Origin of the sequence: Pseudomonas sp. NFACC46-3, assembly GCF_900114515.1 — a bacterium.
In the GTDB taxonomy this organism is placed as follows: domain Bacteria; phylum Pseudomonadota; class Gammaproteobacteria; order Pseudomonadales; family Pseudomonadaceae; genus Aquipseudomonas; species Aquipseudomonas fluorescens_Q.
In genome coordinates this window covers 20,609-45,754 of the sequence record NZ_FOTH01000031.1, presented here as the reverse complement: position 1 = coordinate 45,754, position 25,146 = coordinate 20,609, and the positions used below count along the sequence as shown (strand labels likewise).

Here is a 25,146-nt window from a genome sequence, read left to right as displayed (position 1 = left end):
CCCCATGCGGTCGCTGCGCAACCGAGCGGGAGCAAGCTCCCTCGCCACGGTAATGGCTACCCTGGCAAGGGATTGGTGAGCCAGTGAACGATCAGCGCAAGCCGCGTTGGGTTTCGTCCAGCTCACGGATGTACTTGAAGATTTTACGGCTCGAGGCCGGTGGCTTGTTCTGCGCCAGCTCGTGCTGGGCCTGACGGATCAGGGAGCGTAATTGCTGACGATCAGCCTCCGGGTAGTCGATGACGAATTTTTCCAGGGTGCCGTCGTCGCCTGCGATCAAGCGATCGCGCCAGCGCTCCAGGTTGTGGAAACGTTCGTTGTATTGCCGGGTGGAGGCATCGAGTTGATCGAGCAGGACCAAAATGGCGTCAGTGTCCTGATCGCGCATCAGCTTGCCGATGAATTGCAGGTGCCGTTTACGCGCGATATTCGCGGTGTGCTTGGGCGCATCGGCCAGGGCCCGGCGCAAGGCGTCGGTCAAAGGCAGTTTGGCCAGCAAGTCAGGCTTGAGTGTTGTCAGTCGCTCGCCGAGGTCAACCAGAGCATGCAGCTCGCGTTTGACCTGGGATTTGCTTTTTTCACCCTCGTAGAGGGAGTCGTCGTAAGAATCAACCATGGTGGCAGTCCGCAAAGAAACGCCGCCATGATAACCAGTCGGGGGCCGCTTGTCCGGCCCGGTCGCTCGAAGGCCATCACCGAAAGAAGAATTTGAGTGGAGAACACCATGAGTGCAGTTCAAAGCGTCGGCCCGCAAGCATTGCCGGCACTGCAGGAGCAAGTCGAGCAGATCCTTGCCGAGGCCAAGCGCCAGGGCGCCAGTGCCTGTGAAGTGGCTGTATCGCTGGAGCAGGGCCTGTCGACGTCGGTGCGCCAGCGCGAGGTGGAAACCGTCGAATTCAATCGCGACCAGGGCTTTGGCATCACCTTGTACGTGGGCCAGCGCAAGGGCTCGGCCAGCACGTCGGCGAGTGGTCCGGAGGCCATTCGCGAAACCGTCGCCGCGGCACTGGCTATTGCCAAGCACACCTCCGAAGACGAAGCCTCGGGCCTGGCCGATGCTGCGCTGATGTGCAAGGAGCTGCGCGACTTCGACCTGTTTCACGCCTGGGACATCACCCCCGAGCAGGCCATCGAACAGGCACTGCGTTGCGAAGCGGCGGCATTCGAGGCCGACAGCCGTATCAAGAATGCCGACGGCACGACGCTCAATACCCACCAGGGCTGCCGGGTCTATGGCAACAGCCACGGCTTCATCGGCGGTTATGCATCGACCCGCCACAGTCTCAGTTGCGTGATGATCGCCGAAGCCGATGGCCAGATGCAGCGCGATTACTGGTACGACGTGAACCGCCAGGGCACCTTGCTGGCGGACCCGGTGAGCATTGGCCGGAAAGCCGCACAACGGGCGGCCAGCCGCCTGGGCGCGCGGCCGGTGCCGACCTGTGAAGTGCCGGTGTTGTTTTCGGCCGAGCTGGCCGGCGGCTTGTTCGGCAGCTTCCTGTCGGCGGTGTCTGGCGGCAACCTGTACCGCAAATCGTCGTTCCTCGAGGGCGCGCTGGGGCAGAAACTGTTCCCGGAATGGATGACCATCGACGAGCGTCCGCACCTGATGCAGGCCATGGGCAGCTCCGCGTTCGACGGCGACGGCCTGGCCACCTACGCCAAGCCGTTCGTGGAAAAGGGCGAGTTGGTGTCCTACATCCTCGGCACCTATTCGGGCCGCAAACTCGGCATGCCGAGCACCGCCAATGCCGGTGGCGTGCATAACCTGTTCGTGACCCATGGCGAAGAAGACCAGGCCGCCTTGCTGCGGCGCATGGGGCGTGGCCTGCTGGTGACTGAACTGATGGGCCATGGCCTGAACATGGTCACCGGCGACTATTCCCGTGGCGCGGCGGGTTTTTGGGTCGAGAACGGCGAGATCCAGTTCCCGGTCCAGGAAGTGACCATCGCCGGGAACATGCGCGACATGTTCAAGCAGATCGTAGCGGTGGGCAACGATCTGGAAATGCGCAGCAACATCCGTACCGGCTCGGTACTGATCGAGCGGATGACAGTAGCGGGTAGCTGACCTTCAATCGCAGTAAAAAAGGCGCGTCATCCTAGCGGGTGACGCGCCTTTTTCATGTTCGCAGAAACCCCTGTGGCGAGGGAGCTTGCTCCCGCTCGGCTGCGCAGCAGCCGCAAAAATCTCAGCAGCACCGCAAAGACATGACAACCCTGATAAACAGGGCCTGCTTCGCAGTCCAGCGGGAGCAAGTTCCCTCGCCACGGTGAATTTTGTACGGGCTTACGGTTGTGTTGCTTCTTATTATCATCTAATAATGAATCTCATTCGCCGAGTGAGCCCCGGTCATGAGTTCTGCCCTGCACGAGCAACCCTACCTTGAAAGCTGGCGCTGGATGAGTCGCCAGATCCGTTGTGCGATGAGTCCGGACGAGCCGCGGCTGATCGAGCATTACCTGGCCGAAGGCCGTTATCTGGCCTGCTGCACAGCCACTTCGCCGTGGATGATTTCCGAAACCGCGTTTCGCTTGCTGCTCGACACCGCCGCCGACGTCGCGCTGCCGTGGCATTGGCGCAATCTCTGCCTCGACCAGGCCTGGCGTCCTCTGCGTGAGCTCGAACAACAATCACTGTGCCGCTGCCGCCTCAAGCGTTGGCAGAGTCATGCCTGGGCGCTGGCGACCTGCGCCCTGGAGCCGTCGATTCCTCTTATTGAACTGGTGCAAGGATCTCCCGATGAGTAATACCCGTATCGAACGCGACAGCATGGGCGAGCTGCAAGTCCCGGTGGATGCCCTCTATGGCGCCCAGACCCAGCGCGCAGTGGATAACTTTCCGGTCAGCGGCCAACGTATGCCGGCGCAGTTCATTCGCGCCCTGATCCTGGCCAAGGCGGCTGCCGCTCGGGCCAACGTAGAGCTGGAACAAATCAGCGCGGCCCAGGGCAAGGCCATTGTCGACGCCGCCCAAGGGCTACTCGAAGGCCAATTCATGGACCACTTCCCGGTGGATATCTTCCAGACCGGCTCCGGCACCAGTTCCAACATGAATGCCAACGAAGTGATCGCCACCCTTGCCAGTCGTTTGTTGGGGGAAACGGTTAATCCGAACGACCACGTCAATTGCGGCCAGAGCAGCAATGACATCATCCCTACCAGCATTCATGTCAGCGCTGCGCTGGCCTTGCATGAGCAACTGCTGCCGGCGCTGTTGCACCTAGTGCAGGTGATTGAGCGCAAGGCCGAGGAGGTGCACCCGTTCATCAAGACCGGTCGCACCCATCTGATGGATGCCATGCCGGTGCGCCTGAGCCAGGTGCTTGACGGCTGGGCGCAGCAACTCAAGGCCAATATCGGCCACTTGCAGGACCTGCTGCCGAGCCTGCAATCCCTCGCCCAGGGCGGTACGGCGGTCGGCACCGGGGTCAACGCCCATCCACGCTTCGCCGAGCTGTTCAGTCAACAACTGACGCAACTGACCCAGGTGCAGTTCACCCCAGGCCAGAATCTGTTCGCGCTGATCGGCTCCCAGGACACCGCCGTGGCGGTGTCCGGACAGCTCAAGACCACGGCGGTGTCGCTGATGAAAATCGCCAATGACCTGCGCTGGATGAACTCCGGGCCGCTGGCGGGCCTGGGCGAGATCGAACTCGAAGGCTTGCAGCCGGGCTCCTCGATCATGCCCGGCAAGGTCAACCCGGTCATTCCTGAAGCCACCGCGATGGTGGCGGCCCAAGTGATTGGCAACGACACGGTGATCACTATCGCCGGTCAATCGGGCAACTTCGAATTGAACGTGATGCTGCCGATCATCGCCCAGAACCTGCTGAGCAGCATCGCGCTGATGTCCACTGCCAGCCGCTTGCTGGCGGACAAGGCCATCGCCACCTTCAAGGTCAACGAGGCCCGGCTCAAGGAAGCGTTGTCGCGCAATCCGATCCTGGTGACCGCGCTGAATCCGATCATTGGTTACCAGAAGGCCGCTGAAATCGCCAAGAAGGCTTACCAGCAAGGTCGGCCGGTCATTGATGTCGCCCTGGAGCACACCGACCTGACACGCAGCGAACTCGAAGTCCTGCTGGACCCGGAGAAGCTCACCGCCGGCGGCGTGTAACCCCCGACACCTGTGTGGAGGACTCATCATGGAACACTGGAAACGTACGATTGAACGGGCCAACCGCTGTTTCATGCTGGGCGAGCTGGTAGATGCCCGCGAAGCCTACCTGCAAGCCCTGGCGCTGGCCCAGGTGCTGTTCGAGCGTTGGTCGGATGCCGACGAAGCGGTGGCCGCGTGCGTCGTCTCCCATCACAACCTGGCGGACCTGCACTTGCGCCTGAACCAGCCAGAGGAGAGCGCCGAGTACCTCTGCGCCATCCACCAGCGGTTGTTGCAGACCCTGCAGGACGAGCGCATGGCGCCGGCCCTGCGTGCTGCTGCGTTGCGTCAGAGCCACAAGACCTATGTCGAACTGCTGACGTTCATCAGCGAACACGGTGAATACCCTCGTACCCAGCGCCTGCTGGGTTGCAATGCCGCTTCGCCCCAGCAGCGCGATGCCCCTGTTCATTACGGAGTTCATTGAAAATGGCTTTTACCTTGCCTGCATTGCCCTACGCCTACGATGCCCTGGAACCGCACATCGATGCGCAAACCATGGAAATCCACTACACCAAGCATCACCAGACCTACATCAACAACCTCAACGCGGCGGTGGACGGTACCGAATACGCCGAATGGCCGGTCGAAAAACTGCTGTCCAGCATCGAGCAATTGCCGCAAAGCCTCAGGGCCGCGGTGATCAACCAGGGCGGCGGCCATGCCAACCATTCGTTGTTCTGGGAGGTCATGGCGCCCCAGGGCGGTGGACACCCAGAGGGGGCCCTGGCCGCCGCGATCGAAGCGCAACTGGGTGGGCTCGAACGGTTCAAGGAAGCATTCACCAAGGCGGCGCTGACCCGTTTCGGCAGCGGTTGGGCCTGGTTGAGCGTGACCCCGCAAAAGACATTGGTGGTGGAAAGCAGCGGCAACCAGGACAGCCCGTTGATGAACGGCCATACGCCGATCCTGGGCCTGGACGTCTGGGAGCACGCGTATTACCTGCTGTACCAGAACCGTCGGCCAGAATACATCAACGCGTTCTACAGCGTGATCAACTGGCCGGAAGTCGCACGCCGTTACCAGGCTGCGCTGGCCTGAGTGCCTCATAAACAATCCAAGGCTGACTATGGATACTGAAACGCTGGCGATAGGGAGCGGACGGATGTTCCGCTACGCCTTGGGATCGCTGTTATTGTTGGCCGGGATGACATTGCTGGTAGCCCAGGGCCTGGCGTGGCTGGACCTGGAGCCGAAACTGTTGCGTGCCCTGCAGGGCGGTGGGCTTTGCGCCTTGGGCACGGCGTTGGGCGCTGTGCCGGTGCTGGTGATCCGCCGCATGCCCCAGGCCGTGAGTGATTCGTTACTCGGTTTCGGGGCTGGCGTGATGCTGGCCGCGACGGCGTTTTCGCTGATCGTGCCGGGCATTGCCGCAGCCGAACAGCTGGGGCTCACGCCTTGGGCGGCCAGTGGCCTGATCAGCTTCGGTATCCTGCTGGGGGCATTCGGGCTGTACCTGGTCGACCGTAAAGTGTCAGCCAGCCCTGCAAGGCTGGTAGAGGCGCCCGGACGTCCGATCATTGCCCCGCGGATCTGGCTGTTCGTGTTTGCCATCGTGGCCCACAACATTCCTGAGGGGATGGCCGTTGGCGTATCGGCGGGTGGCGGCATGCCCGATGCCGACAGCCTGGCGATGGGGATCGCCTTGCAGGATGTCCCTGAAGGGCTGGTGATCGCGCTGGTGCTGGCTGCGGCCGGGATGTCGCGGCTCAAGGCGTTCGTGATTGGCGCTGCGTCAGGGCTGGTCGAGCCAGTGTTTGCGCTGTTGTGCGCCTGGTTGGTGAGCCTGGCCGAGATGCTGCTGCCCCTGGGGCTGGCGCTGGCGGCCGGGGCGATGCTGCTGGTGGTGACTCACGAGGTCATTCCCGAATCGCGCCGCAATGGCCATGACAAGCTGGCGAGCCTCGGGTTGCTGGTGGGGTTTTGCCTGATGATGGTGATGGATACGGCGTTGGCGTGACAGGGAAAGTCTGTGGGACAGAGATCAATCTGTGTGGCAGGGGGACAATCTGTGGGGCAGGGATCAATCTGTGTGGCAGGGGGGACAATCTGTGGGGCAGGATCAATCTGTGGCGAGGGGATTTATCCCCGCTGGGCTGCGAAGCAGCCCCAAAACCTACTCTCGCGGTGGCCCTGGTTGATTGCATAGAGCTTTTTTTGGGGGGGGCGCTTCGCACCCCAGCGGGGATAAATCCCCTCACCACAGGGGGGTTATTCGCCTTCGTCGAAGTACCTGTTGATCAGGTCCACCAGGGCATCCATCGCTTCCTGCGCTCGATCGCCTTCAGTGTGCAGGTGGATCTTGGTGCCCTTGCCGGCGGCGAGCATCATCATCGCCATGATGCTTTTACCGTCGACCGCGGTCTCGGGTGTGCGACCCACCCTGATGGTGGTGTCCTTGAACTGGCCCGCGACTCCGACGAACTTGGCCGACGCTCGGGCATGCAAACCCAGCTTGTTGATGATTTCAATTTCCTGAGCAGGCATCGCGATGTGAATCCTTTAGCTGAGGTCGCGGTGGCGAACCTGGACGTTCTTCAGGGATTGTTGCAGGAGTTGACCCAGGCGTTCGGTCAGGTAGACGGAGCGGTGATGACCGCCAGTACAACCGATGGCGATCGTGACATAGGCGCGATTGCTCGCGGCAAAGCGGGGCAGCCATTTGAGCAGGTAGCTGGAGATGTCCTGGTACATTTCTTCGACATCCGGCTGGGCGGCCAGGTAGTCGATCACCGGTTGGTCGAGCCCGGACTGAGCGCGCAATTCCGGTTTCCAATAAGGATTGGGCAGGCAGCGCACATCGAACACCAGGTCGGCGTCTACGGGCATGCCACGCTTGAAACCAAACGACTCCACCAGGAACGCCGTGCCCGGCTCGGGTTGGTTGAGCAGGCGCAGCTTGATGGTGTCGCGCAACTGATACAGGTTCAGGTGCGTGGTGTTGACCTTCAGGTCTGCCAGGTCGGCGATCGGCCCCAGTAGCTGGCTTTCATCCTCGATGGCTTCGGCCAGCGAACGGTTGGCATTGCTCAGTGGGTGGCGTCGGCGGGTTTCGGAAAAACGCTTGAGCAGTGTCTCTTCATCGGCATCCAGGTACAGCACGTCGCATTGGATATGCCGGCTGCGCACTTCCTCGAGCAGTTCAGGAAAGCGCGACAGGTGGCTTGGCAGGTTACGTGCATCGATCGACACCGCCACCAGCGGCTGTGCCAACTCGGTGTGGATCAGGGCGCGCTCGGCCAGTTCCGGCAGCAGGCCGGCGGGCAGGTTGTCGATGCAATAGTAGCCGCTGTCCTCAAGCACGTTGAGGGCCGTGCTTTTACCGGAGCCGGAGCGGCCACTGACAATGATCATGCGCATGTTTAATGACCGTTCTGTTCGTCCACGACAACCTGATACAAGGCTTCGTTGCTCGGTGCGCTGCGCAGTTTTTCGCGCACTTCCTTGCGGTCCAGCATGCTGGCAATCTGGCGCAGCAGCTCGAGGTGCGCATCGGTCGCCGCTTCCGGTACCAGCAATACAAACAGCAGGTCGACCGGGGCGCCGTCGATGGCGTCGAAATCTATAGCAGTTTCAAGGTGCAACAGCGCGCTGATCGGCGCGCTACAACCCTTGAGGCGGCAATGGGGAATGGCGATGCCGTTGCCAAAACCGGTGGAACCGAGTTTTTCACGGGCAACGAGGGCCTCGAAGACGTCCTGCATTTCCAGATCCGGAACCTCGCGGTGGATCAGGTTGGCAATGTGTTCGAGGGCTTTCTTTTTACTGCCGCCCGGCGCGTTCACCTGGGAACGGCCGGGGGTCAGGATGGTTTCTAGTCGGATCATGGATTGGGGGGGTTAACGACCGGTTGCGCCCTGGAGGAGGCTCTGGGTCTTTTCCTTATGCTTTTTGAGTTGGCGATCCAGCTTGTCGGTCAGCAGGTCAATCGCGGCATACATGTCTGTGTGCTCTGCGTTGGCAACCACTTCTCCGCCGGGGATATGCAGCGTGGCTTCGATTTTCTGCAGCAGCTTCTCGACGTTCATCGTGACTTGCACGTTGGTGATCTTGTCGAAATGCCTCTCCAATCGGTCGAGTTTTTCGCCGATGTAGGTGCGCAGGGGTTCGGTCACTTCCAGTTGGTGTCCACTGATGTTGACTTGCATACAGCTTCTCCTTCGTTGCCAGTGCATAAAGCGGCAGGCAGAAATGCCTGCCACTGGAACGCTGTGGCGTGGCCTGTTACATCAACCGCTTGCGTTCGCTCGAAGGCGCGATCCCGAGGGATTCGCGGTATTTGGCGACGGTGCGGCGGGCCACCTGAATGCCTTGTGCCTCCAGTAAACCAGCGATCTTGCTGTCACTCAACGGCTTTTTCTGATTTTCCGCGGCCACCAGTTTTTTGATGATCGCGCGGATGGCCGTGGATGAGCATTCGCCGCCTTCGGAGGTGCTGACGTGGCTGGAGAAAAAGTATTTCAATTCATAGATACCCCGAGGGGTATGCATGAATTTCTGGGTGGTTACCCGGGAAATCGTCGACTCGTGCATGCCCACTGCCTCGGCAATGTCATGCAGGACCAACGGTTTCATCGCTTCATCGCCGTACTCCAGGAAGCCGCGCTGATGCTCGACGATCTGGGTGGCAACTTTCATCAGGGTTTCGTTGCGGCTTTGCAGGCTCTTGATGAACCAGCGCGCTTCCTGCAACTGGTTGCGCATGAAGGTGTTGTCGGCACTGGTGTCGGCACGCTTCACAAAGCCGGCGTACTGGGCGTTGACCCGCAGCTTGGGCACCGACTCCTGGTTGAGCTCCACCAGCCAGCGATCATTGTGCTTGCGCACGATCACGTCGGGGACTACATATTCGGGTTCGGTGGATTCGATCTGCGAGCCGGGGCGCGGGTTGAGGCTCTGCACCAGTTCGATGACCTGGCGCAGCTCATCTTCCTTGAGCTTCATGCGACGCATCAGTTGGCTGTAGTCGCGGCCGCCCAACAGGTCGATGTAATCGGTGACCAGCCGCTTGGCTTCGGCCAGCCACGGCGTCTTGGCGGACAACTGGCGCAGTTGCAGCAACAGGCACTCGCCCAGGTTGCGGGCGCCGATGCCGGCCGGTTCGAACTGCTGGATGCGATGAAGGACGGCTTCGATCTCGTCCAGCTCGATGTCGAGCTCGGGGTCGAAGGCTTCCAGGATTTCTTCGAGGGTCTCGTCCAGGTAGCCTTGGTTGTTGATGCAGTCGATCAGGGTCACGGCGATCAGGCGATCGGTGTCGGACATCGGCGCCAGGTTCAACTGCCACAGCAGGTGGCTTTGCAGGCTTTCGCCCGCAGAGGTGCGGGTGGTGAAGTCCCACTCGTCGTCATCGCTGCTTGGCAGGCTGCTGGCGCTGGTCTGGTAGACGTCTTCCCAGGCCGTGTCCACGGGCAGTTCGTTGGGGATGCGTTCGTTCCATTCGCCGTCCTCGAGGTTGTCCACCGTCGGGGCGGTTTCCTGGTAGGTCGGTTCCGGGATTTCGGTGTTGGTCTTCTGCTCGACGTTGTCGGCCAGCGGATCGGTGTTGTCGAAGTCGTCGCCTTCTTCCTGGCGTTCGAGCATCGGATTGGACTCCAGGGCCTCCTGGATTTCCTGCTGCAGGTCCAGGGTCGACAATTGGAGCAGGCGGATGGCCTGTTGCAGCTGCGGTGTCATCGTCAGCTGCTGGCCCATTCTCAAGACTAGCGATGGTTTCATGGCAGGGGCTTAACACCTTATTAGCCGGCGCACATGCGCCATCCACTACAGGGCGCCGAAGCGCCAAACTTAAGCAAATTATATGCCTGAAACTGAAGTGTTTGCCTAGAGCGTCGCCACAATAAAATTAAACGACGCTCGGACAATTCGCCAGACACTTGTGATTACAGGCGGAACTCATGGCCCAGATACACTTCCTTGACCAGCTCATTGGCCAGGATGGCTGCGGAGTCGCCTTCGGCGATCAGTTGGCCATCGTTGACAATGTAGGCGGTTTCACAGATATCCAGCGTCTCGCGCACGTTGTGGTCAGTGATCAGCACGCCGATCCCCTTGGCCTTGAGGTGATGGATGATCTGCTTGATATCACCTACCGAGATCGGGTCCACGCCAGCGAACGGTTCGTCGAGCAGGATGAACTTCGGTGCGGTGGCCAGGGCGCGGGCAATTTCCGCGCGACGCCGCTCACCGCCGGACAGGCTCATGCCCAGGTTGTCGCGAATATGGCTGATGTGGAATTCCTGCAGCAGGCTTTCCAGCTCCTGGCGACGGCCGGCCTTGTCGAGTTCCTTGCGGGTCTCGAGGATCGCCATGATGTTGTCGGCAACCGACAGTTTGCGGAAGATCGATGCTTCTTGCGGCAAATAGCCGATACCTGCCTTCGCCCGGCCGTGCATCGGCTGGTGGCTGACATCCACGTCGTCGATCAGTACGCGACCCTGATCGGCCTGGACCAGGCCGACGATCATGTAGAAGCAGGTGGTCTTGCCCGCGCCGTTGGGGCCGAGCAGGCCGACGATCTGGCCGCTGTCGATGGACAGGCTGACATCACGCACGACTTGACGGCTCTTGTAGCTCTTGGCCAGGTGCTGAGCTTTCAGAGTTGCCATTACTGGGCCTTCTGCTCGTCGGTTTTCTTTTTCGGTTGGATCACCATGTCGATCCGCGGACGCGACTCGGTCACCTTGCTGCCGGTGGCGCGACCGGCGCTGGCGAGTTTCTTGTTGGTGTCGTAGACGATTTTCTCGCCTTGGGTCACGTTGTTGTCCTTGTCAACGACCTTGGCGCGGTCGATCAGGACGACGCGATCCTGGGAGGCGTGGTACTGGATGGTTACCCCGTAACCCTGCACAGGCTTGGTATCGCCTGCGGTTTGCAACTGCTCGAAATAGGCCAGGTTGCCCACCGAGGTCACCACGTCGATGTCGCCGGACTGGGTGCGGGTGATGGTCACGGTATTGCCGGTGACCTTCATCGAGCCCTGGGTGATGATCACGTCGCCTTTATAGGTGGCGACGCCATTCTTGTCGTCGAGCTGGGCGTCGTCGGCCTGGATGCGGATAGGCTGGTTGCGGTCGTCGGGAAGAGCCCAGGCGCTCGCGCTTCCCAGTGCTGCTGCGCCCAGACTGAGCAAAATAGGGAGGGTTTTAGCGAGCTTCATACTGTCCTCTTACGTTCGATAGCAGGTGTATCCTGCTTTCCTTCAAATACGCTTTCATTCCCGTGCCGGTCGATACACCCCCGGCGCCGTCGATTCTAACGGGTTGCTCGGTCTGCGCATATTCTTGCTGTGGGAACACGGTCATGCGCGTGCTGGTGATGATGGTCGTACGGTTTTTCTCGTCGGTTCGGGCGATGCGCACCGAGTCGATCAGTTCCACTTCGGTGCCGCCGGAATTGACTTCGGCATGCTCGCTCTGCACATGCCACGGAAACTCGGTGCCGCGGAACATGTTCAGGTCGGGCTTGGTGACCAGCGTAATGTCAGTGGCCTTTACGTGGTCGACCTTGTCGGACGTCATCTCGTACTGCACTTTGCCGTCGGGCAGGTACTGCAGGGTATGCGTGTTGGTCGCGTACCAGTCGATCTTTTCCTCGATCTGGGCCGCAGGCCGGTCGAGAAACCGTTCGGGGCTGATGTTCCAGTAGCCCACCGCAGCAAAAATCGCCGCGATACAGCCGAACACCACGATGGTGCGAATCTTCTTGCTCAGCATAAATGGCTCACAGGTACGCGGCGTTGGCCGCTTCGAGGTGGCCCTGGGCGCGCAGGATCAGTTCACAGAATTCGCGGGCCGCACCTTCGCCGCCTCGCGCCGTGGTGACGCCGTGGGCGTGCTCGCGGACGAAGCTGGCCGCGTTGGCGACCGCCATGCCCAGGCCGACCCGGCGAATCACCGGCAGGTCTGGCAGGTCGTCACCGAGGTAGGCCACCTGTTCATAGCTTAGGTTGAGTTGACCCAGAAGCTCGTCCAGCACCACCAGTTTGTCTTCGCGCCCCTGGTAAAGGTGCGGGATGCCGAGGTTCTTCGCGCGCCGCTCGACCACTGGGGTCTTGCGGCCGCTGATGATAGCGGTCTGCACTCCGGCGGCCATCAACATCTTGATGCCTTGGCCGTCGAGGGTGTTGAACGTCTTGAACTCGCTGCCGTCTTCAAGGAAGTACAGGCGACCGTCGGTCAGCACGCCGTCCACATCGAAAACCGCCAGCTTGATGGCTTGGCCGCGTTGCAACAGGTCTGTGTTCATTTACATGACTCCCGCACGCAGCAAATCGTGCATGTTCAGGGCGCCCACCGGACGGTCTTCGTCGTCGACAACCACCAGGGCGCTGATCTTGTGGTCTTCCATGATCTTCAGGGCCTCGGCGGCGAGCATCTCGGCGCGGGCGGTCTTGCCGTGGGGCGTCATGACTTGCTCGATGGTCGCACTGTGAATGTCGATGGTGCGGTCCAGGGTGCGGCGCAGGTCGCCGTCGGTGAAGATCCCGGCGAGCTTGCCGTCGGTCTCCAGGACCACCGTCATGCCCAGCCCTTTGCGGGTCATTTCCATGAGGGCGTCCTTGAGCAGCGTGCCGCGCAGCACTTGTGGCAAATCCTGGCCAGCGTGCATCACGTTTTCGACTTTCAGCAGCAGGCGACGGCCGAGGGCGCCACCGGGATGGGAAAAGGCGAAATCTTCCGCGGTGAAGCCCCGGGCTTCCAGCAGCGCCACGGCCAGGGCGTCGCCCATGACCAGGGCCGCGGTGGTGGAGGAGGTCGGTGCCAGGTTCAGCGGGCAGGCTTCGTGTTCGACATGAACATTGAGGTTGACTTCGGCGGCCTTGGCCAGCGGCGAGCCCGGGTTGCCGGTCATGCTGATCAACTGGATGCCCAGGCGCTTGATCAGCGGCAGCAGCGTTATGATCTCATTGGTGGAGCCGGAGTTGGACAGGGCCAGGATGACGTCGTCCCGGGTGATCATGCCCATGTCTCCGTGGCTGGCTTCGGCCGGATGGACAAAAAAGGCCGTGGTGCCGGTGCTGGCGAGGGTGGCGGCGATCTTGTTGCCGATGTGCCCGGACTTGCCCATGCCGACCACGACCACCCGGCCTTTGCTGGCCAGAATCATCTCGCAGGCGCGTACGAAATTAGCGTCGATATGGGGCAGCAAGCCTTGCACGGCTTCGAGCTCGAGGCGGATGGTACGTTGTGCCGATTGAATCAGGTCGCTGGATTGGCTCATGTCAGAAATCGTATAGCCCGATGAAAAGGCGGCGATTATAGCGGCAATGAACAATTCCCTCACGTAAGTTCGTCATGCTTTGTTCGGGAGGCCGCAAGGTTCGACATAAAATGTGGCTTTTAACCTTAAGCCAGGCTTAACAGGCGGGGCGTTGGCCTTGGGCGCTTGGCCGTTGCAGTGATATAGTTCGCCGCCGGTTCGCATGCCCGGCGGTACCGGCGCTTGTCGGCTGCCCAGGGCATTCGAATGTGAGGCTGCATCGCAAGGAGTTTAGATGAGTGCCGACAACGCCTACGCGGTCGAGCTGAAGGGACTGTCCTTCAAGCGAGGGACGCGCAGCATTTTCAATGACATCGATATTCGCATTCCGCGCGGCAAGGTCACCGGCATCATGGGGCCTTCCGGGTGTGGCAAGACCACGCTGTTGCGGCTGATCGGGGCACAACTGCGCCCCAGCGCCGGCGAAGTCTGGGTCAATGGTCAGAATCTTCCCCAGTTGTCTCGCAGCGACCTGTTCGATGCGCGCAAGCACATGGGCGTGCTGTTCCAGAGTGGCGCGCTGTTTACCGATCTCGATGTGTTCGAGAACGTGGCGTTCCCGTTGCGGGTCCATACCGAGCTGCCGGAAGAGATGATCCGCGACATCGTCCTGCTCAAGTTGCAGGCCGTCGGGCTGCGGGGCGCCCTCGACCTGATGCCCGACGAGCTGTCCGGCGGCATGAAGCGGCGGGTCGCGCTGGCGCGGGCGATTGCCCTCGATCCGAAGATCCTCATGTACGACGAACCCTTCGTCGGGCAGGACCCGATCGCCATGGGTGTGCTCGTGCGCCTGATCCGCCTGCTCAACGATGCGCTGGGCATCACCAGCATCGTGGTCTCCCACGACCTGGCCGAAACCGCGAGCATTGCCGACTATATCTATGTGGTTGGCGATAGCCAGGTGCTGGGGCAGGGCACGCCCCAGGAACTGGCGGATTCTGACAATCCGCGCATTCGCCAATTCATGAAGGGTGATCCGGACGGGCCGGTGGCGTTCCATTTTCCGGCCACGGATTACCGTACCGATCTGCTGGGGAAGCGCTGATGCGCAAGAAATCACTGTTGGAAAGAATTCGCCTGTTTGGTCGCTCGGGTATCGACGTGGTGGCGGTACTGGGCCGCTCCTCGCTGTTCCTGATGCACGCCTTGCTCGGTCGCAACTCGACGGGCGGCGGTTTTAGCCTGCTGGTCAAGCAGTTGCACTCGGTGGGCGTGATGTCCCTGGTGATCATCGTGGTCTCCGGGATCTTCATCGGCATGGTGCTGGCGCTGCAAGGCTTCAGCATTTTGTCCAGCTACGGTTCGGAGCAGGCGGTCGGGCAGATGGTTGCGTTGACGCTGCTGCGTGAGCTCGGCCCCGTGGTAACGGCGCTACTGTTCGCCGGGCGTGCCGGTTCGGCGCTGACGGCCGAAATCGGTAACATGAAGTCCACCGAGCAGTTGTCCAGCCTGGAAATGATTGGTGTCGACCCGCTCAAGTACATCATTGCCCCGCGCCTGTGGGCCGGTTTCATTTCCCTGCCGGTGCTGGCGATGATTTTCAGCGTCGTGGGGATCTGGGGCGGCTCGTGGGTGGCTGTCGACTGGCTTGGGGTCTATGAGGGTTCCTACTGGTCGAACATGCAAAACAGCGTCGACTTCCTCGACGATGTCCTCAATGGCGTGATCAAAAGTGCCGTATTCGCTTTCGTCGTGACCTGGATCGCCGTGTTTCAAGGCTATGACTGTGAGCCCACGTCAGAGGGGATCAGCCGTGCCACAACCAAGACCGTGGTGTACGCCTCGCTGGCGGTCCTGGGCCTCGACTTTATTCTGACCGCCTTGATGTTTGGAGATTTCTGATGCAAAACCGCACCCTGGAAATCGGTGTCGGCCTTTTCTTGCTGGCTGGCATCCTGGCTTTGCTGTTGCTGGCCCTGCGGGTCAGTGGACTGGCGCCGACGGCAAGCACCGATACTTATAAACTTTATGCCAACTTTGACAATATCGCCGGTTTGACGGTCAGAGCAAAGGTGACCATGGCCGGTGTCACTATCGGCAAGGTCACGGCAATCGATCTGAATCGCGAGGATTTCACCGGTCGGGTGACGCTGCAGTTGGAAAAGCGCGTGGATAACCTGCCGACTGATTCCACTGCATCTATCCTCACGGCTGGGCTGCTGGGTGAGAAATACATTGGCATCAGCGTGGGTGGGGAAGACACCGTGCTCAAGGACGGTGGTGTCATCCACGACACGCAGTCGTCCCTAGTGCTCGAGGACCTGATCGGTAAATTCCTGCTCAATACCGTTAGCAAAGACGCCAAATGAGGAGCTTTTGAATGATCTCTATCTTGCGACGTGGCCTGTTGGTGCTGCTTGCCGCGCTGCCGTTGATGGCTAACGCCGTGGCTGCGCCTTCGGCCCATGACATCATCCAGGACACGACGACCCGGCTGTTGGCGGACCTTTCCGCCAACAAAGAGAAGTACAAGCAGGACCCGAGTGCGTTCTATGACGCGCTGAACGGCATCGTCGGCCCCGTTGTGGACGCCGACGGCATCTCCAGGAGCATCATGACCGTCAAGTACTCGCGCAAGGCGAGTCCGGCACAGATGACTCGTTTCCAGGAGAACTTCAAGCGCAGCCTGATGCAGTTCTATGGCAACGCCTTGCTTGAGTACAACAACCAGGGCATCACCGTTTCGCCGGCCAAGGACGAAAGCGGCACCCGCACCAGCGTCGACATGCAGGTCAAGGGTAACAACGGCGCGATCTACCCTGTCTCCTACACTCTCGAGAAAATCAACGACGAGTGGAAGGTGCGCAACGTGATCATCAATGGCATCAACATCGGCAAGCTGTTCCGCGATCAGTTCGCCGACGCGATGCAGCGCAATGGCAACGATCTGGACAAGACCATCAACGGTTGGGCCGGTGAGGTCGCCAAGGCCAAGGAAGTGGCCGAAGAAGCCGAAGAGAAGCAGGCGCAATGATCGAGTCGGTGAGTGAATCGGCCGTTCGTCTGGGTGAGGCTGGCGTGCTGATGCTCAGTGGCGTGCTGGATTACCGCACGGGCCCGGCCCTGCGCAAGGAGGGCCAGGCGCTGATCAAGTCCATCAGTGCCGCCGAGGTGGTCATTGACTGCTCGGCGGTGCAGAAGTCCAGCAGCGTCGGCCTGTCGCTGCTGCTGTGCTTCATGCGGGACGCCAAGGCTGCCGGCAAAACGTGGAGCATCCGTGGGATGCCCGAAGACATGCGCGAAATAGCCCAGGTCAGCGAGCTGACTGAGTTGTTGGCGCACCCCTGACCCATTGTGGCGAGGGAGCTTGCTCCCGCTGGCCGCGCAGCGGCCCCTGCTTTTATTGGGACAGCTTTGCAGCCAGGCGGGAGCAAGCGCCCTCGCCATGATGATTCACGCAAGCAAGTGGCCAGCGTTACTCGTCAGAGTCCTGCTTCGCGGGGTTCGCAGGCGCGGGGCTTTTTTGTATGATGTGCGACCCGCGCGCACAGGGCGCCGATTGAGGTTGAGCATGCAGGCTGTAGAAGTAAAGAGCTTCCTAGAAGGAAAGCTGCCTGGTACGCAGGTGGAAGTCGAAGGCGAAGGCTGCAACTTCCAGCTGAACGTGATCAGCGATGAACTGGCGGCGTTGAGCCCAGTGAAGCGTCAGCAGAGCATCTATGCCCATTTGAACCCATGGATCGCCGATGGCAGCATCCACGCGGTCACGATGAAATTTTTCAGCAGCGCGGCCTGGGCCGGGCGCACCTGAGCCCAAGGGCCTCGAGATTCTTATGGATAAACTGATTATTACCGGCGGCGTTCGTCTTGATGGCGAAATCCGTATTTCCGGGGCAAAGAACTCTGCCCTGCCGATCCTGGCCGCGACCCTGCTATGTGATGGCCCGGTGACCGTGGCCAACCTGCCGCACCTGCACGACATCACCACGATGATCGAGCTGTTCGGCCGCATGGGCATCGAGCCGGTGATCGACGAGAAGCTCAGCGTCGAGATCGACCCGCGCACCATCAAGACCCTGGTCGCCCCGTACGAGCTGGTGAAGACCATGCGTGCGTCGATCCTGGTATTGGGCCCGATGGTCGCCCGTTTCGGTGAAGCCGAAGTCGCCTTGCCTGGCGGTTGCGCCATTGGCTCGCGCCCGGTGGACCTGCACATTCGCGGCCTGGAAGCCATGGGTGCGGTAATAGACGTCGAAGGCGGCTACATCAAGGCCAAGGCGCCGGAAGGCGGCTTGCGCGGCGCGCACTTCTTCTTCGATACCGTCAGTGTGACCGGGACCGAGAACATCATGATGGCCGCCGCACTGGCCAAGGGCCGTAGCGTGCTGCAAAACGCCGCACGCGAGCCTGAAGTGGTCGACCTGGCGAACTTCCTGATCGCCATGGGCGCCAAGATCAGCGGCGCTGGCACCGATACCATCACCATCGATGGCGTCGAGCGCCTGCATTCGGCCACCTACAAAGTGATGCCGGACCGGATCGAAACCGGTACCTACCTGGTGGCCGCTGCGGTCACAGGTGGCCGCGTCAAGGTCAAGGACACCGATCCGACCATCCTTGAAGCCGTCCTGGAGAAACTCAAGGAAGCCGGTGCCGAAGTCACCTGCGGCGAAGACTGGATCGAAGTGAACATGCACGGCAAGCGGCCAAAAGCCGTCAACGTGCGGACCGCTCCGTACCCGGCGTTCCCGACCGACATGCAGGCGCAGTTCATCTCTCTCAACGCCATTGCCGAAGGCACGGGTGCGGTGATCGAGACGATCTTCGAAAACCGTTTCATGCACGTCTACGAACTGCACCGCATGGGCGCCAAGATCCAGGTGGAAGGCAACACGGCCATCGTGACCGGCACCGAGAAGCTCAAGGGCGCGCCAGTGATGGCCACCGACCTGCGGGCCTCGGCCAGCCTGGTCATCTCGGCCCTGGTTGCCGAAGGCGATACCCTGATCGATCGCATCTACCACATCGACCGTGGTTATGAGTGCATCGAAGAGAAACTGCAGATGCTCGGCGCCAAGATCCGCCGCGTGCCGGGCTAGTTCCGGCTGCATGGGCGCAGGGACGCGTCCGTTGATTTCGTTTTATCGAGGGTGGTTGCACCCTCGATGTGTGTCCGGCGCCGCTTGCGACCGGGCATGAGTACCTTGATAAGGACTGACGTTTCCCATGTTGACCATCGCACTGTCCAAGGGCCGCATCCTTGACGACACCCTGCCGCTTCTGGCTGAAGCGGGCATCGTGCCGACCGAGAATCCGGACAAGAGCCGCAAGCTGATCATCCCCACGACCCAGGCCGATGTGCGCTTGCTGATCGTGCGTGCCACCGATGTGCCGACCTACGTGGAACATGGCGCCGCCGACCTGGGCGTTGCCGGCAAGGACGTGCTGATGGAATACGGCGGCCAGGGCCTGTACGAGCCCCTGGACCTGCAGATCGCCCGCTGCAAGCTGATGACCGCCGGTAAAGTCGGCGCGCCGGAGCCCAAGGGGCGTTTGCGCGTGGCGACCAAGTTCGTCAACATTGCCAAGCGTTATTACGCCGAGCAGGGCCGTCAGGTCGATATCATCAAGTTGTACGGTTCGATGGAACTGGCGCCGCTGATCGGCCTGGCGGACAAGATCATCGACGTGGTCGACACGGGCAACACCCTGCGGGCCAATGGCCTGGAACCCCAGGATTTCATCGCCGACATCACCTCCCGGCTGATCGTCAACAAGGCTTCGATGAAAATGCAGCACGCCCGTATCCAGGCTCTGATCGATACCCTGCGCAAGGCAGTGGAATCGCGACACCGCGGCTGATTCACCTGCGCGACCTTGAGTCGCGCCCGTCTATCCGTGTCATAGCCAATTTTCTCAGGTGCCCACGCGAATGGACTGGTAGCTTAGGGCGCCTGAGCATTTGCCATTAATGAGGCCTTCGCTATGACCGCTCCCACTTCGATTCGCCGTCTCAACGCTGTCGACCCGGATTTCGCACATCATCTGGATCATCTGCTGAGCTGGGAAAGCGTGTCTGACGACTCGGTCAATCAGCGGGTGCTGGACATCATCAAGGCTGTGCGCGAGCGTGGCGATGCCGCCCTGGTGGAATTCACCCAGAAGTTCGACGGCCTGCAAGTGGCGTCCATGGCCGACCTGATCCTGCCGCGCGAGCGCCTGGAACTGGCCCTGACCCGGATCACCGTGCCCCAGCGCGAAGCCCTGGAAAAAGCCGCGTCGCGGGTGCGCGACTATCACGAAAGGCAGAAACAGGACTCCTGGAGCTACACCGAAGCCGACGGCACGGTGCTGGGCCAGAAGGTCACGCCGCTGGACCGCGCCGGCCTGTACGTGCCGGGTGGCAAGGCGTCCTATCCGTCCTCGGTGCTGATGAACGCGATCCCGGCCAAGGTCGCCGGCGTAACCGAGGTGGTCATGGTCGTCCCGACCCCGCGGGGTGAAATCAACGAGCTGGTGCTGGCCGCCGCTTGCATTGCCGGCGTGGACCGGGTGTTCACCATTGGCGGCGCCCAGGCCGTGGCTGCGCTGGCCTATGGCACCGAAAGCGTGCCGCGGGTCGACAAGGTGGTCGGGCCGGGCAACATCTATGTCGCCACCGCCAAACGCCACGTGTTTGGCCAGGTCGGCATCGACATGATCGCCGGCCCTTCGGAAATCCTCGTGGTATGCGACGGCCAGACCGACCCGGACTGGATCGCCATGGACCTGTTTTCCCAGGCCGAGCACGACGAAGACGCCCAGGCGATCCTGGTCAGCCCGGACGCCGAGTTCCTCGACAAGGTCGCCGCCAGTATCGACAAGCTGCTGCCGACCATGGACCGCGCCGAAATCATCAACACCTCGATCAACGGCCGTGGGGCGCTGATCCATGTCCGCGACATGGAGCAGGCCATCGAAGTCGCCAACCGTATCGCGCCGGAACACCTGGAGTTGTCGGTCGCCGACCCGCAGGCCTGGTTGCCGCAGATCCGTCACGCCGGTGCGATCTTCATGGGCCGCCACACCAGTGAGGCCCTGGGCGATTACTGCGCAGGTCCCAACCACGTGTTGCCGACCTCCGGCACCGCGCGCTTCTCGTCGCCGCTGGGGGTGTATGACTTCCAGAAGCGTTCGTCGATCATCTTCTGCTCCGAGCAGGGCGCATCCGAACTGGGCAAGACCGCTTCGGTGCTGGCCCGTGGCGAATCGCTGAGCGCCCACGCGCGCAGTGCCGAGTACCGCATTCTTGACGAGCCTTCCATTGAAGGGCAGGGGAACTGAAATGAGTAAATTCTGGAGCCCGTTCGTCAAGAACCTGGTGCCCTACGTGCCGGGTGAACAGCCGAAGCTGACCCGCTTGGTCAAGCTCAACACCAACGAGAATCCCTACGGCCCATCGCCCAGGGCCCTGGCGGCGATGCAGACCGAGCTGAACGACAACCTGCGCCTGTATCCGGATCCCAACAGCGACCTGCTCAAAGGCGCCGTGGCCCGCTATTACGGCGTGCAGAGCAACCAGGTGTTCCTGGGTAATGGCTCGGATGAAGTGTTGGCGCACATTTTTCACGGCCTGTTGCAACATGACCAGCCGCTGTTGTTCCCCGACATCAGCTACAGCTTCTATCCAGTGTATTGCGGGCTGTACGGCATTCAGTTCGATGCGGTGCCGCTGGATGCGCAATTCCAGATCGACCCGGCAGACTACGCCAAACCCAATGGCGGGATCATTTTCCCCAACCCGAACGCGCCGACCGGCTGCCTGCTGGCGCTGGAAGCGGTCGAGCAGATCCTCAAGGCCAACCCGGATTCGGTGGTGGTGGTCGACGAGGCCTATATCGACTTCGGCGGCGAGACGGCCATCAGCCTGGTGGATCGCTATCCGAACCTGCTGGTGACCCAGACCTTGTCCAAGTCCCGCTCCCTGGCGGGGCTGCGTGTGGGCCTGGCGGTGGGCCATCCGGACCTGATCGAAGCGCTGGAGCGGATCAAGAACAGCTTCAACTCCTACCCGCTGGATCGCCTGGCGAATGTCGGCGGCGCGGCGGCGTTCGATGATCGCGAGTATTTCGATCGGACTTGCCGGTTAGTCATCGAGCACCGTGAATGGGTCGTGGCCCAACTGCAAGCCAAGGGCTTTGAAGTGCTGCCCTCGGCGGCCAACTTCATCTTCGCCCGCCACCCTCGGCACGATGCGGCAGGGTTGGCGGCGAAACTGCGGGAACAGGGGGTGATCGTGCGGCACTTCAAGCAGGAGCGGATTGCCCAATTCCTGCGCATCAGCATCGGTACACCGGAGCAGAACCAGGCCCTGATCGAAGCCCTCGGCGAACTCTGAAACCCTGCAAATCCCCTATGGGAGCAGGCTTGCCCGCGAAGGCGTAGTGTCAGTCGCTTCGATGTTGGCTGAACCGACGCCATCGCGAGCAAGCTCGCTCCCACAGTTGTTTTGGGGTGTTCGCACTGTCGCCGTTCCACCGCCAATCCCTCTGTGGGAGCGAGCCTGCTCGCGATGGGGCCTTCGGATCAGACCCTGAACTGATTGATCAACCGCCGCTGCTGCTCCGCCAGTTTGGTCAACCCGGCGCTGGCCGCGCTGGATTCGTCGGCGCCGCTGGCGACTTCGTTCGCCACTTGCCCGATGTTGATCACGTTACGGTTGATGTCGTCGGCTACGGCGCTTTGTTCCTCGGCGGCGCTGGCGATCTGGGTGTTCATGTCGTTGATCACCGACACGGCCTGGGTGATCGTTTCCAGGGCCTGGGCCGCTTTCGCCGCATGCTGCACGCTTTCGTCGGTGCGGGTCTGGCTGTCTTCCATCACCCGCACCACATCCCGGGTGCCTTGTTGCAACTGTTGGATCATCGTCTGGATTTCTTCGGTCGCCTGTTGCGTCTTCTGCGCCAGGTTGCGCACTTCATCGGCGACTACCGCGAAACCACGGCCCTGTTCACCGGCACGGGCGGCTTCGATGGCGGCGTTGAGGGCGAGCAGGTTGGTCTGCTCGGCGATTCCGCGAATGGCGGTGAGGATCGCGTTGATGTTCTCGCTGTCCTTGGCCAGCGTCTGTACCACGCCCACCGCCTTGCCGATTTCCACGGCCAGGGCACCGATGGAGGTGGAAGTGTCCCGCACGATCTGCATGCCCTGGCTGGCAGCCTGGTCTGCATGGCTGGCGGCCTGGGCGGCTTGGGTCGCGTTGCGGGCCACGTCCTGGGCGGTGGCGGTCATTTCGTGCACGGCAGTGGCGACTTGATCGATCTCTGACATCTGCTTGTGCACGCCCTGGTTGGTGCGGATCGCGATATCGGCGGTATGCTCCGACGAATCGCTGACGCTCTGCACCGAGGTCACCACCTGGGTGATCATGCCCTGCAACTTGCTCAGGAAGGTATTGAAACCCCTGGCGATCGCCCCCAGCTCATCGGCGCGGTCGCTCACCAGGCGGCGGGTCAGGTCGCCTTCGCCCTGGGCGATGTCATCGAGCATCGCCACCATTTGCTTGAGTGGTCGGGCAATGCCGTGGCCCACCAGCCAGATCACCAGCAGACCGATGCCGGCAATCACCAGGCCCACTATCGCCATGCCGAAGATATCGGCCTGGCGCTGGTGGTCGAGGTCTTTCTGCAGCGCTTGCAGGTCGGCCATGACCGCGTTCAGTGGCAGCTGCAACATCAGCGTCCAGCGGGCGTTGGTCTCGCCGATGCCGAACGGCATGTACACCTCGATATGCCCGTGTGCTTCGTCGATGTCATAGCGCACTTCGCCGACGCCCAGCTTGGCGAGGTTATCCAGTGCACTGGCGTCCAGCAGGTCGCTGGCCTTTTCTCCGAGTTTGCTCGGGTCCTTGGTGAAGGCCACCAGTCGATTGTTGCTGGAGAGCAAGGCCATTTCCCCGGCGCCGTCGTACAACTTGCCATCGGCGGCCACGAGCATGTCCTGGATGAAGTTCACCGACAGGTCGGCGCCGACGATGCCCTGGAACTGGCCATCGATCATGATCGGTTCGATGAACGAGGCGAGCATGGTCATCGTGCTGCCAACGCGATAGGGCGCCGGGTCGATCACGCAGGCTTTCTTGCTGTCCTGGGAGCACAGGTAGTACTCACTGGCGCGGATGCCGGTGGACAGTAGTTTCTGGTCGGTCACGTCGGCGAGTTTTTCCAGGCCCAGGGAGCCGTCCTGGTTACGGAACCACCACGGCAGGAAACGCCCGTTGGTTTCCATGCCCACCACCTGGCTGTTCACATAGTTGGCGTCGTCGTGGTCGATGGCGTTCGGTTCCCAGGCGATGTAGGCACCGAGGATCTTCGGGTTGCGCACCACGGTTTCGCGCAACAGGCTGATCATTTGCTCGCGGGGCACCTTCAATTGCGGGTTGCCGTCCGTGCCGTTCATGCCCATCAAGGCGTTGCTGGTGGCCAGGCCGCGGGCGAGCAGTAGCGGGGCTTCCAGCTCCCGCTGGATCAGGCTCGCCTGGGTGCGGGCCAGGGCAGTGAGACGTTGTTCGATGAGTTGTTCGAACTGGGCCTTGGTCCGCTGTTGCACCATGTCCTGGGTGCGCGCGCCGACAAACAACGCGTACAGCACGAGGGCGCCCACCACGCTGAGCACGATGGCACCGGCCAGGGCGGCCACGGAAAACTGGATCGATCTGAATTTCATAAAGGCTCCGGACGCGGAAATGACGTCTGGAGCCGTTATCGGCGTTTCTGTGGCGCGGCATGAGGCGCTGTTCGTCGGGTGACTGTTTTAGCTGCGTAGGTGTCGCAAATGGACTGGGTGGGGTCTGTCCGAAAAACCTGTAATCCTTCGTTATGTATCTGGCGCTGATACAGATCAAGGCCTAGGATACGCCCACGTTTCCAGGGAGCTTTTTTACATGAACAAGACATTGATGGTGAGTGCTCTGAGCGCGGCGCTGCTGCTCACCGGTTGCCAGTCGGTCAATACCACCAGCGGCGGAGCCGTGGGCGTGGAACGCAAGCAGTACATGTTCAGCATGCTGTCGACCGATCAGGTCAACCAGATGTACGCCCAGTCCTATCAAAAGACGATGGGCGAGGCCAAGGCCCAGGGTGCGCTGGACAAGACCAGCAACGATGCCAAGCGCATCCAGGTCATTGCCGATCGCTTGATTGCCCAGGCGCCGATGTTCCGCCCGGATTCGGCCCAGTGGAACTGGGAAGTGAACCTGATCAAGAGCGACGAGCTCAACGCCAATTGCGGCCCTGGCGGCAAGATCATGTTCTACACCGGCCTGATCGACCAGTTGAAGCTGACCGACGCTGAAATCGCCGCGATCATGGGCCACGAAATCGCCCACGCCCTGCGCGAGCACGGGCGCGAAGCGATGTCCAAGGCCTATGGTATCGAGATGGCCAAGCAGGGCGCTGGTGCCTTGTTCGGCCTGGGCCAGGACAGCCTGGCGTTGGCCGACACCGTCGCCAACTATGGCATGACCTTGCCCAACAGCCGTGGTAACGAGAACGAAGCCGACCTGATCGGCCTCGAACTGGCCGCCCGCGCCGGCTACGACCCGAACGCGGCGATCACCTTGTGGAACAAGATGGCCAAGGCCTCGGAAGGCGCGCCACCGGAGTTCATGAGCACCCACCCGTCGTCGAGCAGCCGTATCGCTTCATTGCAGGCGGCGATTCCGAAGGTGATGCCGCTTTATCAGCAGGCCAAGAAGTAAGCATCGTCATGCGGTAAAAGCTGTTTTTTGTGGTGAGGGAGCTTGC

General features: G+C 61.3%; 29 protein-coding genes and 1 pseudogene. 17 read left to right on the top strand and 13 right to left on the bottom strand.

All coding sequences use genetic code 11. The annotated features are described in order from the left end of the window. Window positions 1–91 precede the first annotated feature (91 nt). Complete coding sequence (gene yjgA, locus BM300_RS24345) at window positions 92–616, bottom strand: ribosome biogenesis factor YjgA (protein WP_014336624.1); 525 nt, start codon at window positions 614–616, stop codon at window positions 92–94. A 108-nt stretch (window positions 617–724) separates the two neighbouring features. Between yjgA and pmbA the strand changes: the two genes are divergently transcribed. From pmbA to BM300_RS24315, 6 genes are all read left to right on the top strand, one after another. After that, window positions 725–2,071: a metalloprotease PmbA gene (gene pmbA / locus BM300_RS24340; protein ID WP_092225346.1), complete on the top strand. Its 1,347-nt coding sequence runs from the start codon at window positions 725–727 to the stop codon at window positions 2,069–2,071. Window positions 2,072–2,355: 284 nt separating this feature from the next. Beyond that, window positions 2,356–2,751 carry a hypothetical protein gene (locus BM300_RS24335; protein ID WP_063322919.1) on the top strand — a complete coding sequence of 132 codons (396 nt, stop codon included), beginning with the start codon at window positions 2,356–2,358 and terminating at the stop codon, window positions 2,749–2,751. Beyond that, the gene (locus tag BM300_RS24330; protein ID WP_092149025.1) at window positions 2,744–4,120 is read left to right on the top strand and encodes a class II fumarate hydratase; all 1,377 of its coding nucleotides are present in this window, start codon (window positions 2,744–2,746) and stop codon (window positions 4,118–4,120) included. The genes BM300_RS24335 and BM300_RS24330 overlap by 8 nt, the downstream gene beginning before the upstream one ends. A 28-nt stretch (window positions 4,121–4,148) precedes the next feature. Continuing rightward, on the top strand, window positions 4,149–4,589 hold the full coding sequence (locus tag BM300_RS24325; protein ID WP_063322917.1) for a hypothetical protein: 441 nt from the start codon (window positions 4,149–4,151) through the stop codon (window positions 4,587–4,589). Window positions 4,590–4,591: 2 nt separating this feature from the next. Next, window positions 4,592–5,203 (top strand): superoxide dismutase, encoded by a 612-nt coding sequence (locus tag BM300_RS24320; RefSeq protein ID WP_092464218.1) that lies wholly within the window; start codon window positions 4,592–4,594, stop codon window positions 5,201–5,203. A gap of 28 nt (window positions 5,204–5,231) precedes the next feature. Continuing rightward, window positions 5,232–6,122, top strand: a complete 891-nt coding sequence (locus BM300_RS24315) for a ZIP family metal transporter (protein WP_092225350.1) — start codon at window positions 5,232–5,234, stop codon at window positions 6,120–6,122. A gap of 251 nt (window positions 6,123–6,373) precedes the next feature. Here the strand turns inward: BM300_RS24315 and BM300_RS24310 are convergent, their stop codons facing one another. From BM300_RS24310 to BM300_RS24265, 10 genes are all read right to left on the bottom strand, one after another. Next, window positions 6,374–6,649, bottom strand: a complete 276-nt coding sequence (locus BM300_RS24310) for an HPr family phosphocarrier protein (protein ID WP_063322915.1) — start codon at window positions 6,647–6,649, stop codon at window positions 6,374–6,376. Between the two features lie 15 nt (window positions 6,650–6,664). After that, complete coding sequence (rapZ, locus tag BM300_RS24305; protein WP_003197845.1) at window positions 6,665–7,522, bottom strand: RNase adapter RapZ; 858 nt, start codon at window positions 7,520–7,522, stop codon at window positions 6,665–6,667. Between the two features lie 2 nt (window positions 7,523–7,524). Further along, window positions 7,525–7,989, bottom strand: coding sequence for a PTS IIA-like nitrogen regulatory protein PtsN (ptsN, locus tag BM300_RS24300; protein ID WP_092348347.1), 465 nt, complete (start codon window positions 7,987–7,989; stop codon window positions 7,525–7,527). Between the two features lie 12 nt (window positions 7,990–8,001). Then, window positions 8,002–8,310 carry a ribosome hibernation-promoting factor, HPF/YfiA family gene (gene hpf / locus BM300_RS24295; RefSeq protein WP_003178005.1) on the bottom strand — a complete coding sequence of 103 codons (309 nt, stop codon included), beginning with the start codon at window positions 8,308–8,310 and terminating at the stop codon, window positions 8,002–8,004. A 76-nt stretch (window positions 8,311–8,386) separates the two neighbouring features. Then, window positions 8,387–9,880 (bottom strand): RNA polymerase factor sigma-54, encoded by a 1,494-nt coding sequence (locus tag BM300_RS24290; protein ID WP_063322914.1) that lies wholly within the window; start codon window positions 9,878–9,880, stop codon window positions 8,387–8,389. A 164-nt stretch (window positions 9,881–10,044) separates the two neighbouring features. Continuing rightward, window positions 10,045–10,770: an LPS export ABC transporter ATP-binding protein gene (gene lptB, locus BM300_RS24285; protein ID WP_063322913.1), complete on the bottom strand. Its 726-nt coding sequence runs from the start codon at window positions 10,768–10,770 to the stop codon at window positions 10,045–10,047. Next, window positions 10,770–11,321, bottom strand: a complete 552-nt coding sequence (lptA, locus tag BM300_RS24280) for a lipopolysaccharide transport periplasmic protein LptA (RefSeq protein WP_063322912.1) — start codon at window positions 11,319–11,321, stop codon at window positions 10,770–10,772. Before lptA ends, lptB begins: the two co-directional genes overlap by 1 nt. After that, entirely contained in the window at window positions 11,308–11,877 is a 570-nt protein-coding gene (gene lptC, locus BM300_RS24275; RefSeq protein ID WP_063322911.1) for an LPS export ABC transporter periplasmic protein LptC, read from the bottom strand. Before lptC ends, lptA begins: the two co-directional genes overlap by 14 nt. A 7-nt stretch (window positions 11,878–11,884) precedes the next feature. Beyond that, window positions 11,885–12,409, bottom strand: coding sequence for a KdsC family phosphatase (locus tag BM300_RS24270; RefSeq protein ID WP_063322910.1), 525 nt, complete (start codon window positions 12,407–12,409; stop codon window positions 11,885–11,887). Next, window positions 12,410–13,384, bottom strand: coding sequence for a KpsF/GutQ family sugar-phosphate isomerase (locus tag BM300_RS24265; protein WP_063322909.1), 975 nt, complete (start codon window positions 13,382–13,384; stop codon window positions 12,410–12,412). It lies immediately after the preceding gene. Between the two features lie 274 nt (window positions 13,385–13,658). On the opposite strand from BM300_RS24265, the gene BM300_RS24260 reads away from it, so the two are divergent. The 10 genes from BM300_RS24260 (at window position 13,659) to hisC (ending at window position 21,740) form a co-directional block, all read left to right on the top strand. Continuing rightward, the gene (locus BM300_RS24260) at window positions 13,659–14,468 is read left to right on the top strand and encodes an ATP-binding cassette domain-containing protein (RefSeq protein ID WP_072346979.1); all 810 of its coding nucleotides are present in this window, start codon (window positions 13,659–13,661) and stop codon (window positions 14,466–14,468) included. Beyond that, window positions 14,468–15,265, top strand: a complete 798-nt coding sequence (mlaE, locus tag BM300_RS24255; protein WP_092464217.1) for a lipid asymmetry maintenance ABC transporter permease subunit MlaE — start codon at window positions 14,468–14,470, stop codon at window positions 15,263–15,265. The genes BM300_RS24260 and mlaE overlap by 1 nt, the downstream gene beginning before the upstream one ends. Further along, window positions 15,265–15,732, top strand: coding sequence for an outer membrane lipid asymmetry maintenance protein MlaD (gene mlaD / locus BM300_RS24250; protein ID WP_003178020.1), 468 nt, complete (start codon window positions 15,265–15,267; stop codon window positions 15,730–15,732). Before mlaE ends, mlaD begins: the two co-directional genes overlap by 1 nt. A gap of 11 nt (window positions 15,733–15,743) precedes the next feature. Then, window positions 15,744–16,397 (top strand): MlaC/ttg2D family ABC transporter substrate-binding protein, encoded by a 654-nt coding sequence (locus tag BM300_RS24245; protein WP_063322906.1) that lies wholly within the window; start codon window positions 15,744–15,746, stop codon window positions 16,395–16,397. A gap of 8 nt (window positions 16,398–16,405) precedes the next feature. Next, window positions 16,406–16,711 carry an STAS domain-containing protein gene (locus BM300_RS24240; RefSeq protein WP_063325164.1) on the top strand — a complete coding sequence of 102 codons (306 nt, stop codon included), beginning with the start codon at window positions 16,406–16,408 and terminating at the stop codon, window positions 16,709–16,711. 223 nt (window positions 16,712–16,934) lie between these two features. Further along, on the top strand, window positions 16,935–17,174 hold the full coding sequence (locus BM300_RS24235; RefSeq protein WP_092225356.1) for a BolA family protein: 240 nt from the start codon (window positions 16,935–16,937) through the stop codon (window positions 17,172–17,174). Window positions 17,175–17,196: 22 nt separating this feature from the next. Then, entirely contained in the window at window positions 17,197–18,462 is a 1,266-nt protein-coding gene (murA, locus tag BM300_RS24230) for a UDP-N-acetylglucosamine 1-carboxyvinyltransferase (RefSeq protein WP_003197868.1), read from the top strand. A gap of 127 nt (window positions 18,463–18,589) precedes the next feature. Next, window positions 18,590–19,225, top strand: coding sequence for an ATP phosphoribosyltransferase (gene hisG / locus BM300_RS24225; protein WP_003197870.1), 636 nt, complete (start codon window positions 18,590–18,592; stop codon window positions 19,223–19,225). Window positions 19,226–19,348: 123 nt separating this feature from the next. Beyond that, the gene (gene hisD, locus BM300_RS24220; protein ID WP_063322905.1) at window positions 19,349–20,686 is read left to right on the top strand and encodes a histidinol dehydrogenase; all 1,338 of its coding nucleotides are present in this window, start codon (window positions 19,349–19,351) and stop codon (window positions 20,684–20,686) included. A 1-nt stretch (window position 20,687) separates the two neighbouring features. Continuing rightward, entirely contained in the window at window positions 20,688–21,740 is a 1,053-nt protein-coding gene (gene hisC / locus BM300_RS24215; RefSeq protein WP_092464216.1) for a histidinol-phosphate transaminase, read from the top strand. A gap of 188 nt (window positions 21,741–21,928) precedes the next feature. Here hisC and BM300_RS31865 read toward each other — a convergent pair whose 3' ends face one another. Both BM300_RS31865 and BM300_RS31860 read right to left on the bottom strand, forming a co-directional pair. Next, on the bottom strand, window positions 21,929–22,672 hold the full coding sequence (locus BM300_RS31865) for a methyl-accepting chemotaxis protein (RefSeq protein ID WP_371856178.1): 744 nt from the start codon (window positions 22,670–22,672) through the stop codon (window positions 21,929–21,931). Between the two features lie 114 nt (window positions 22,673–22,786). Next, window positions 22,787–22,987: pseudogene (locus BM300_RS31860) on the bottom strand (HAMP domain-containing protein); the annotation flags it as partial. Between the two features lie 1,297 nt (window positions 22,988–24,284). On the opposite strand from BM300_RS31860, the gene BM300_RS24205 reads away from it, so the two are divergent. After that, entirely contained in the window at window positions 24,285–25,100 is an 816-nt protein-coding gene (locus BM300_RS24205; RefSeq protein WP_092149017.1) for a M48 family metallopeptidase, read from the top strand. Window positions 25,101–25,146 lie beyond the last annotated feature (46 nt).

What these genes read in the sequence shown, in the direction of transcription:
- BM300_RS24335 (WP_063322919.1), top strand. Translation starts at nt 2,356, where the DNA reads ATGAGTTCTGCCCTGCACGAGCAACCCTACCTTGAAAGCTGGCGCTGG.
- BM300_RS31865 (WP_371856178.1), bottom strand. Translation starts at nt 22,672, where the DNA reads ATGTCAGAGATCGATCAAGTCGCCACTGCCGTGCACGAAATGACCGCC.
- rapZ (WP_003197845.1), bottom strand. Translation starts at nt 7,522, where the DNA reads ATGCGCATGATCATTGTCAGTGGCCGCTCCGGCTCCGGTAAAAGCACG.
- murA (WP_003197868.1), top strand. Translation starts at nt 17,197, where the DNA reads ATGGATAAACTGATTATTACCGGCGGCGTTCGTCTTGATGGCGAAATC.
- BM300_RS24245 (WP_063322906.1), top strand. Translation starts at nt 15,744, where the DNA reads ATGATCTCTATCTTGCGACGTGGCCTGTTGGTGCTGCTTGCCGCGCTG.
- mlaD (WP_003178020.1), top strand. Translation starts at nt 15,265, where the DNA reads ATGCAAAACCGCACCCTGGAAATCGGTGTCGGCCTTTTCTTGCTGGCT.
- BM300_RS24315 (WP_092225350.1), top strand. Translation starts at nt 5,232, where the DNA reads ATGGATACTGAAACGCTGGCGATAGGGAGCGGACGGATGTTCCGCTAC.
- hisG (WP_003197870.1), top strand. Translation starts at nt 18,590, where the DNA reads ATGTTGACCATCGCACTGTCCAAGGGCCGCATCCTTGACGACACCCTG.
- BM300_RS24205 (WP_092149017.1), top strand. Translation starts at nt 24,285, where the DNA reads ATGAACAAGACATTGATGGTGAGTGCTCTGAGCGCGGCGCTGCTGCTC.
- hpf (WP_003178005.1), bottom strand. Translation starts at nt 8,310, where the DNA reads ATGCAAGTCAACATCAGTGGACACCAACTGGAAGTGACCGAACCCCTG.
- yjgA (WP_014336624.1), bottom strand. Translation starts at nt 616, where the DNA reads ATGGTTGATTCTTACGACGACTCCCTCTACGAGGGTGAAAAAAGCAAA.
- BM300_RS24325 (WP_063322917.1), top strand. Translation starts at nt 4,149, where the DNA reads ATGGAACACTGGAAACGTACGATTGAACGGGCCAACCGCTGTTTCATG.
- hisD (WP_063322905.1), top strand. Translation starts at nt 19,349, where the DNA reads ATGACCGCTCCCACTTCGATTCGCCGTCTCAACGCTGTCGACCCGGAT.
- pmbA (WP_092225346.1), top strand. Translation starts at nt 725, where the DNA reads ATGAGTGCAGTTCAAAGCGTCGGCCCGCAAGCATTGCCGGCACTGCAG.
- BM300_RS24265 (WP_063322909.1), bottom strand. Translation starts at nt 13,384, where the DNA reads ATGAGCCAATCCAGCGACCTGATTCAATCGGCACAACGTACCATCCGC.
- BM300_RS24320 (WP_092464218.1), top strand. Translation starts at nt 4,592, where the DNA reads ATGGCTTTTACCTTGCCTGCATTGCCCTACGCCTACGATGCCCTGGAA.
- BM300_RS24290 (WP_063322914.1), bottom strand. Translation starts at nt 9,880, where the DNA reads ATGAAACCATCGCTAGTCTTGAGAATGGGCCAGCAGCTGACGATGACA.
- lptC (WP_063322911.1), bottom strand. Translation starts at nt 11,877, where the DNA reads ATGCTGAGCAAGAAGATTCGCACCATCGTGGTGTTCGGCTGTATCGCG.
- BM300_RS24310 (WP_063322915.1), bottom strand. Translation starts at nt 6,649, where the DNA reads ATGCCTGCTCAGGAAATTGAAATCATCAACAAGCTGGGTTTGCATGCC.
- ptsN (WP_092348347.1), bottom strand. Translation starts at nt 7,989, where the DNA reads ATGATCCGACTAGAAACCATCCTGACCCCCGGCCGTTCCCAGGTGAAC.
- BM300_RS24270 (WP_063322910.1), bottom strand. Translation starts at nt 12,409, where the DNA reads ATGAACACAGACCTGTTGCAACGCGGCCAAGCCATCAAGCTGGCGGTT.
- BM300_RS24330 (WP_092149025.1), top strand. Translation starts at nt 2,744, where the DNA reads ATGAGTAATACCCGTATCGAACGCGACAGCATGGGCGAGCTGCAAGTC.
- BM300_RS24260 (WP_072346979.1), top strand. Translation starts at nt 13,659, where the DNA reads ATGAGTGCCGACAACGCCTACGCGGTCGAGCTGAAGGGACTGTCCTTC.
- BM300_RS24235 (WP_092225356.1), top strand. Translation starts at nt 16,935, where the DNA reads ATGCAGGCTGTAGAAGTAAAGAGCTTCCTAGAAGGAAAGCTGCCTGGT.
- lptB (WP_063322913.1), bottom strand. Translation starts at nt 10,770, where the DNA reads ATGGCAACTCTGAAAGCTCAGCACCTGGCCAAGAGCTACAAGAGCCGT.
- lptA (WP_063322912.1), bottom strand. Translation starts at nt 11,321, where the DNA reads ATGAAGCTCGCTAAAACCCTCCCTATTTTGCTCAGTCTGGGCGCAGCA.
- hisC (WP_092464216.1), top strand. Translation starts at nt 20,688, where the DNA reads ATGAGTAAATTCTGGAGCCCGTTCGTCAAGAACCTGGTGCCCTACGTG.
- mlaE (WP_092464217.1), top strand. Translation starts at nt 14,468, where the DNA reads ATGCGCAAGAAATCACTGTTGGAAAGAATTCGCCTGTTTGGTCGCTCG.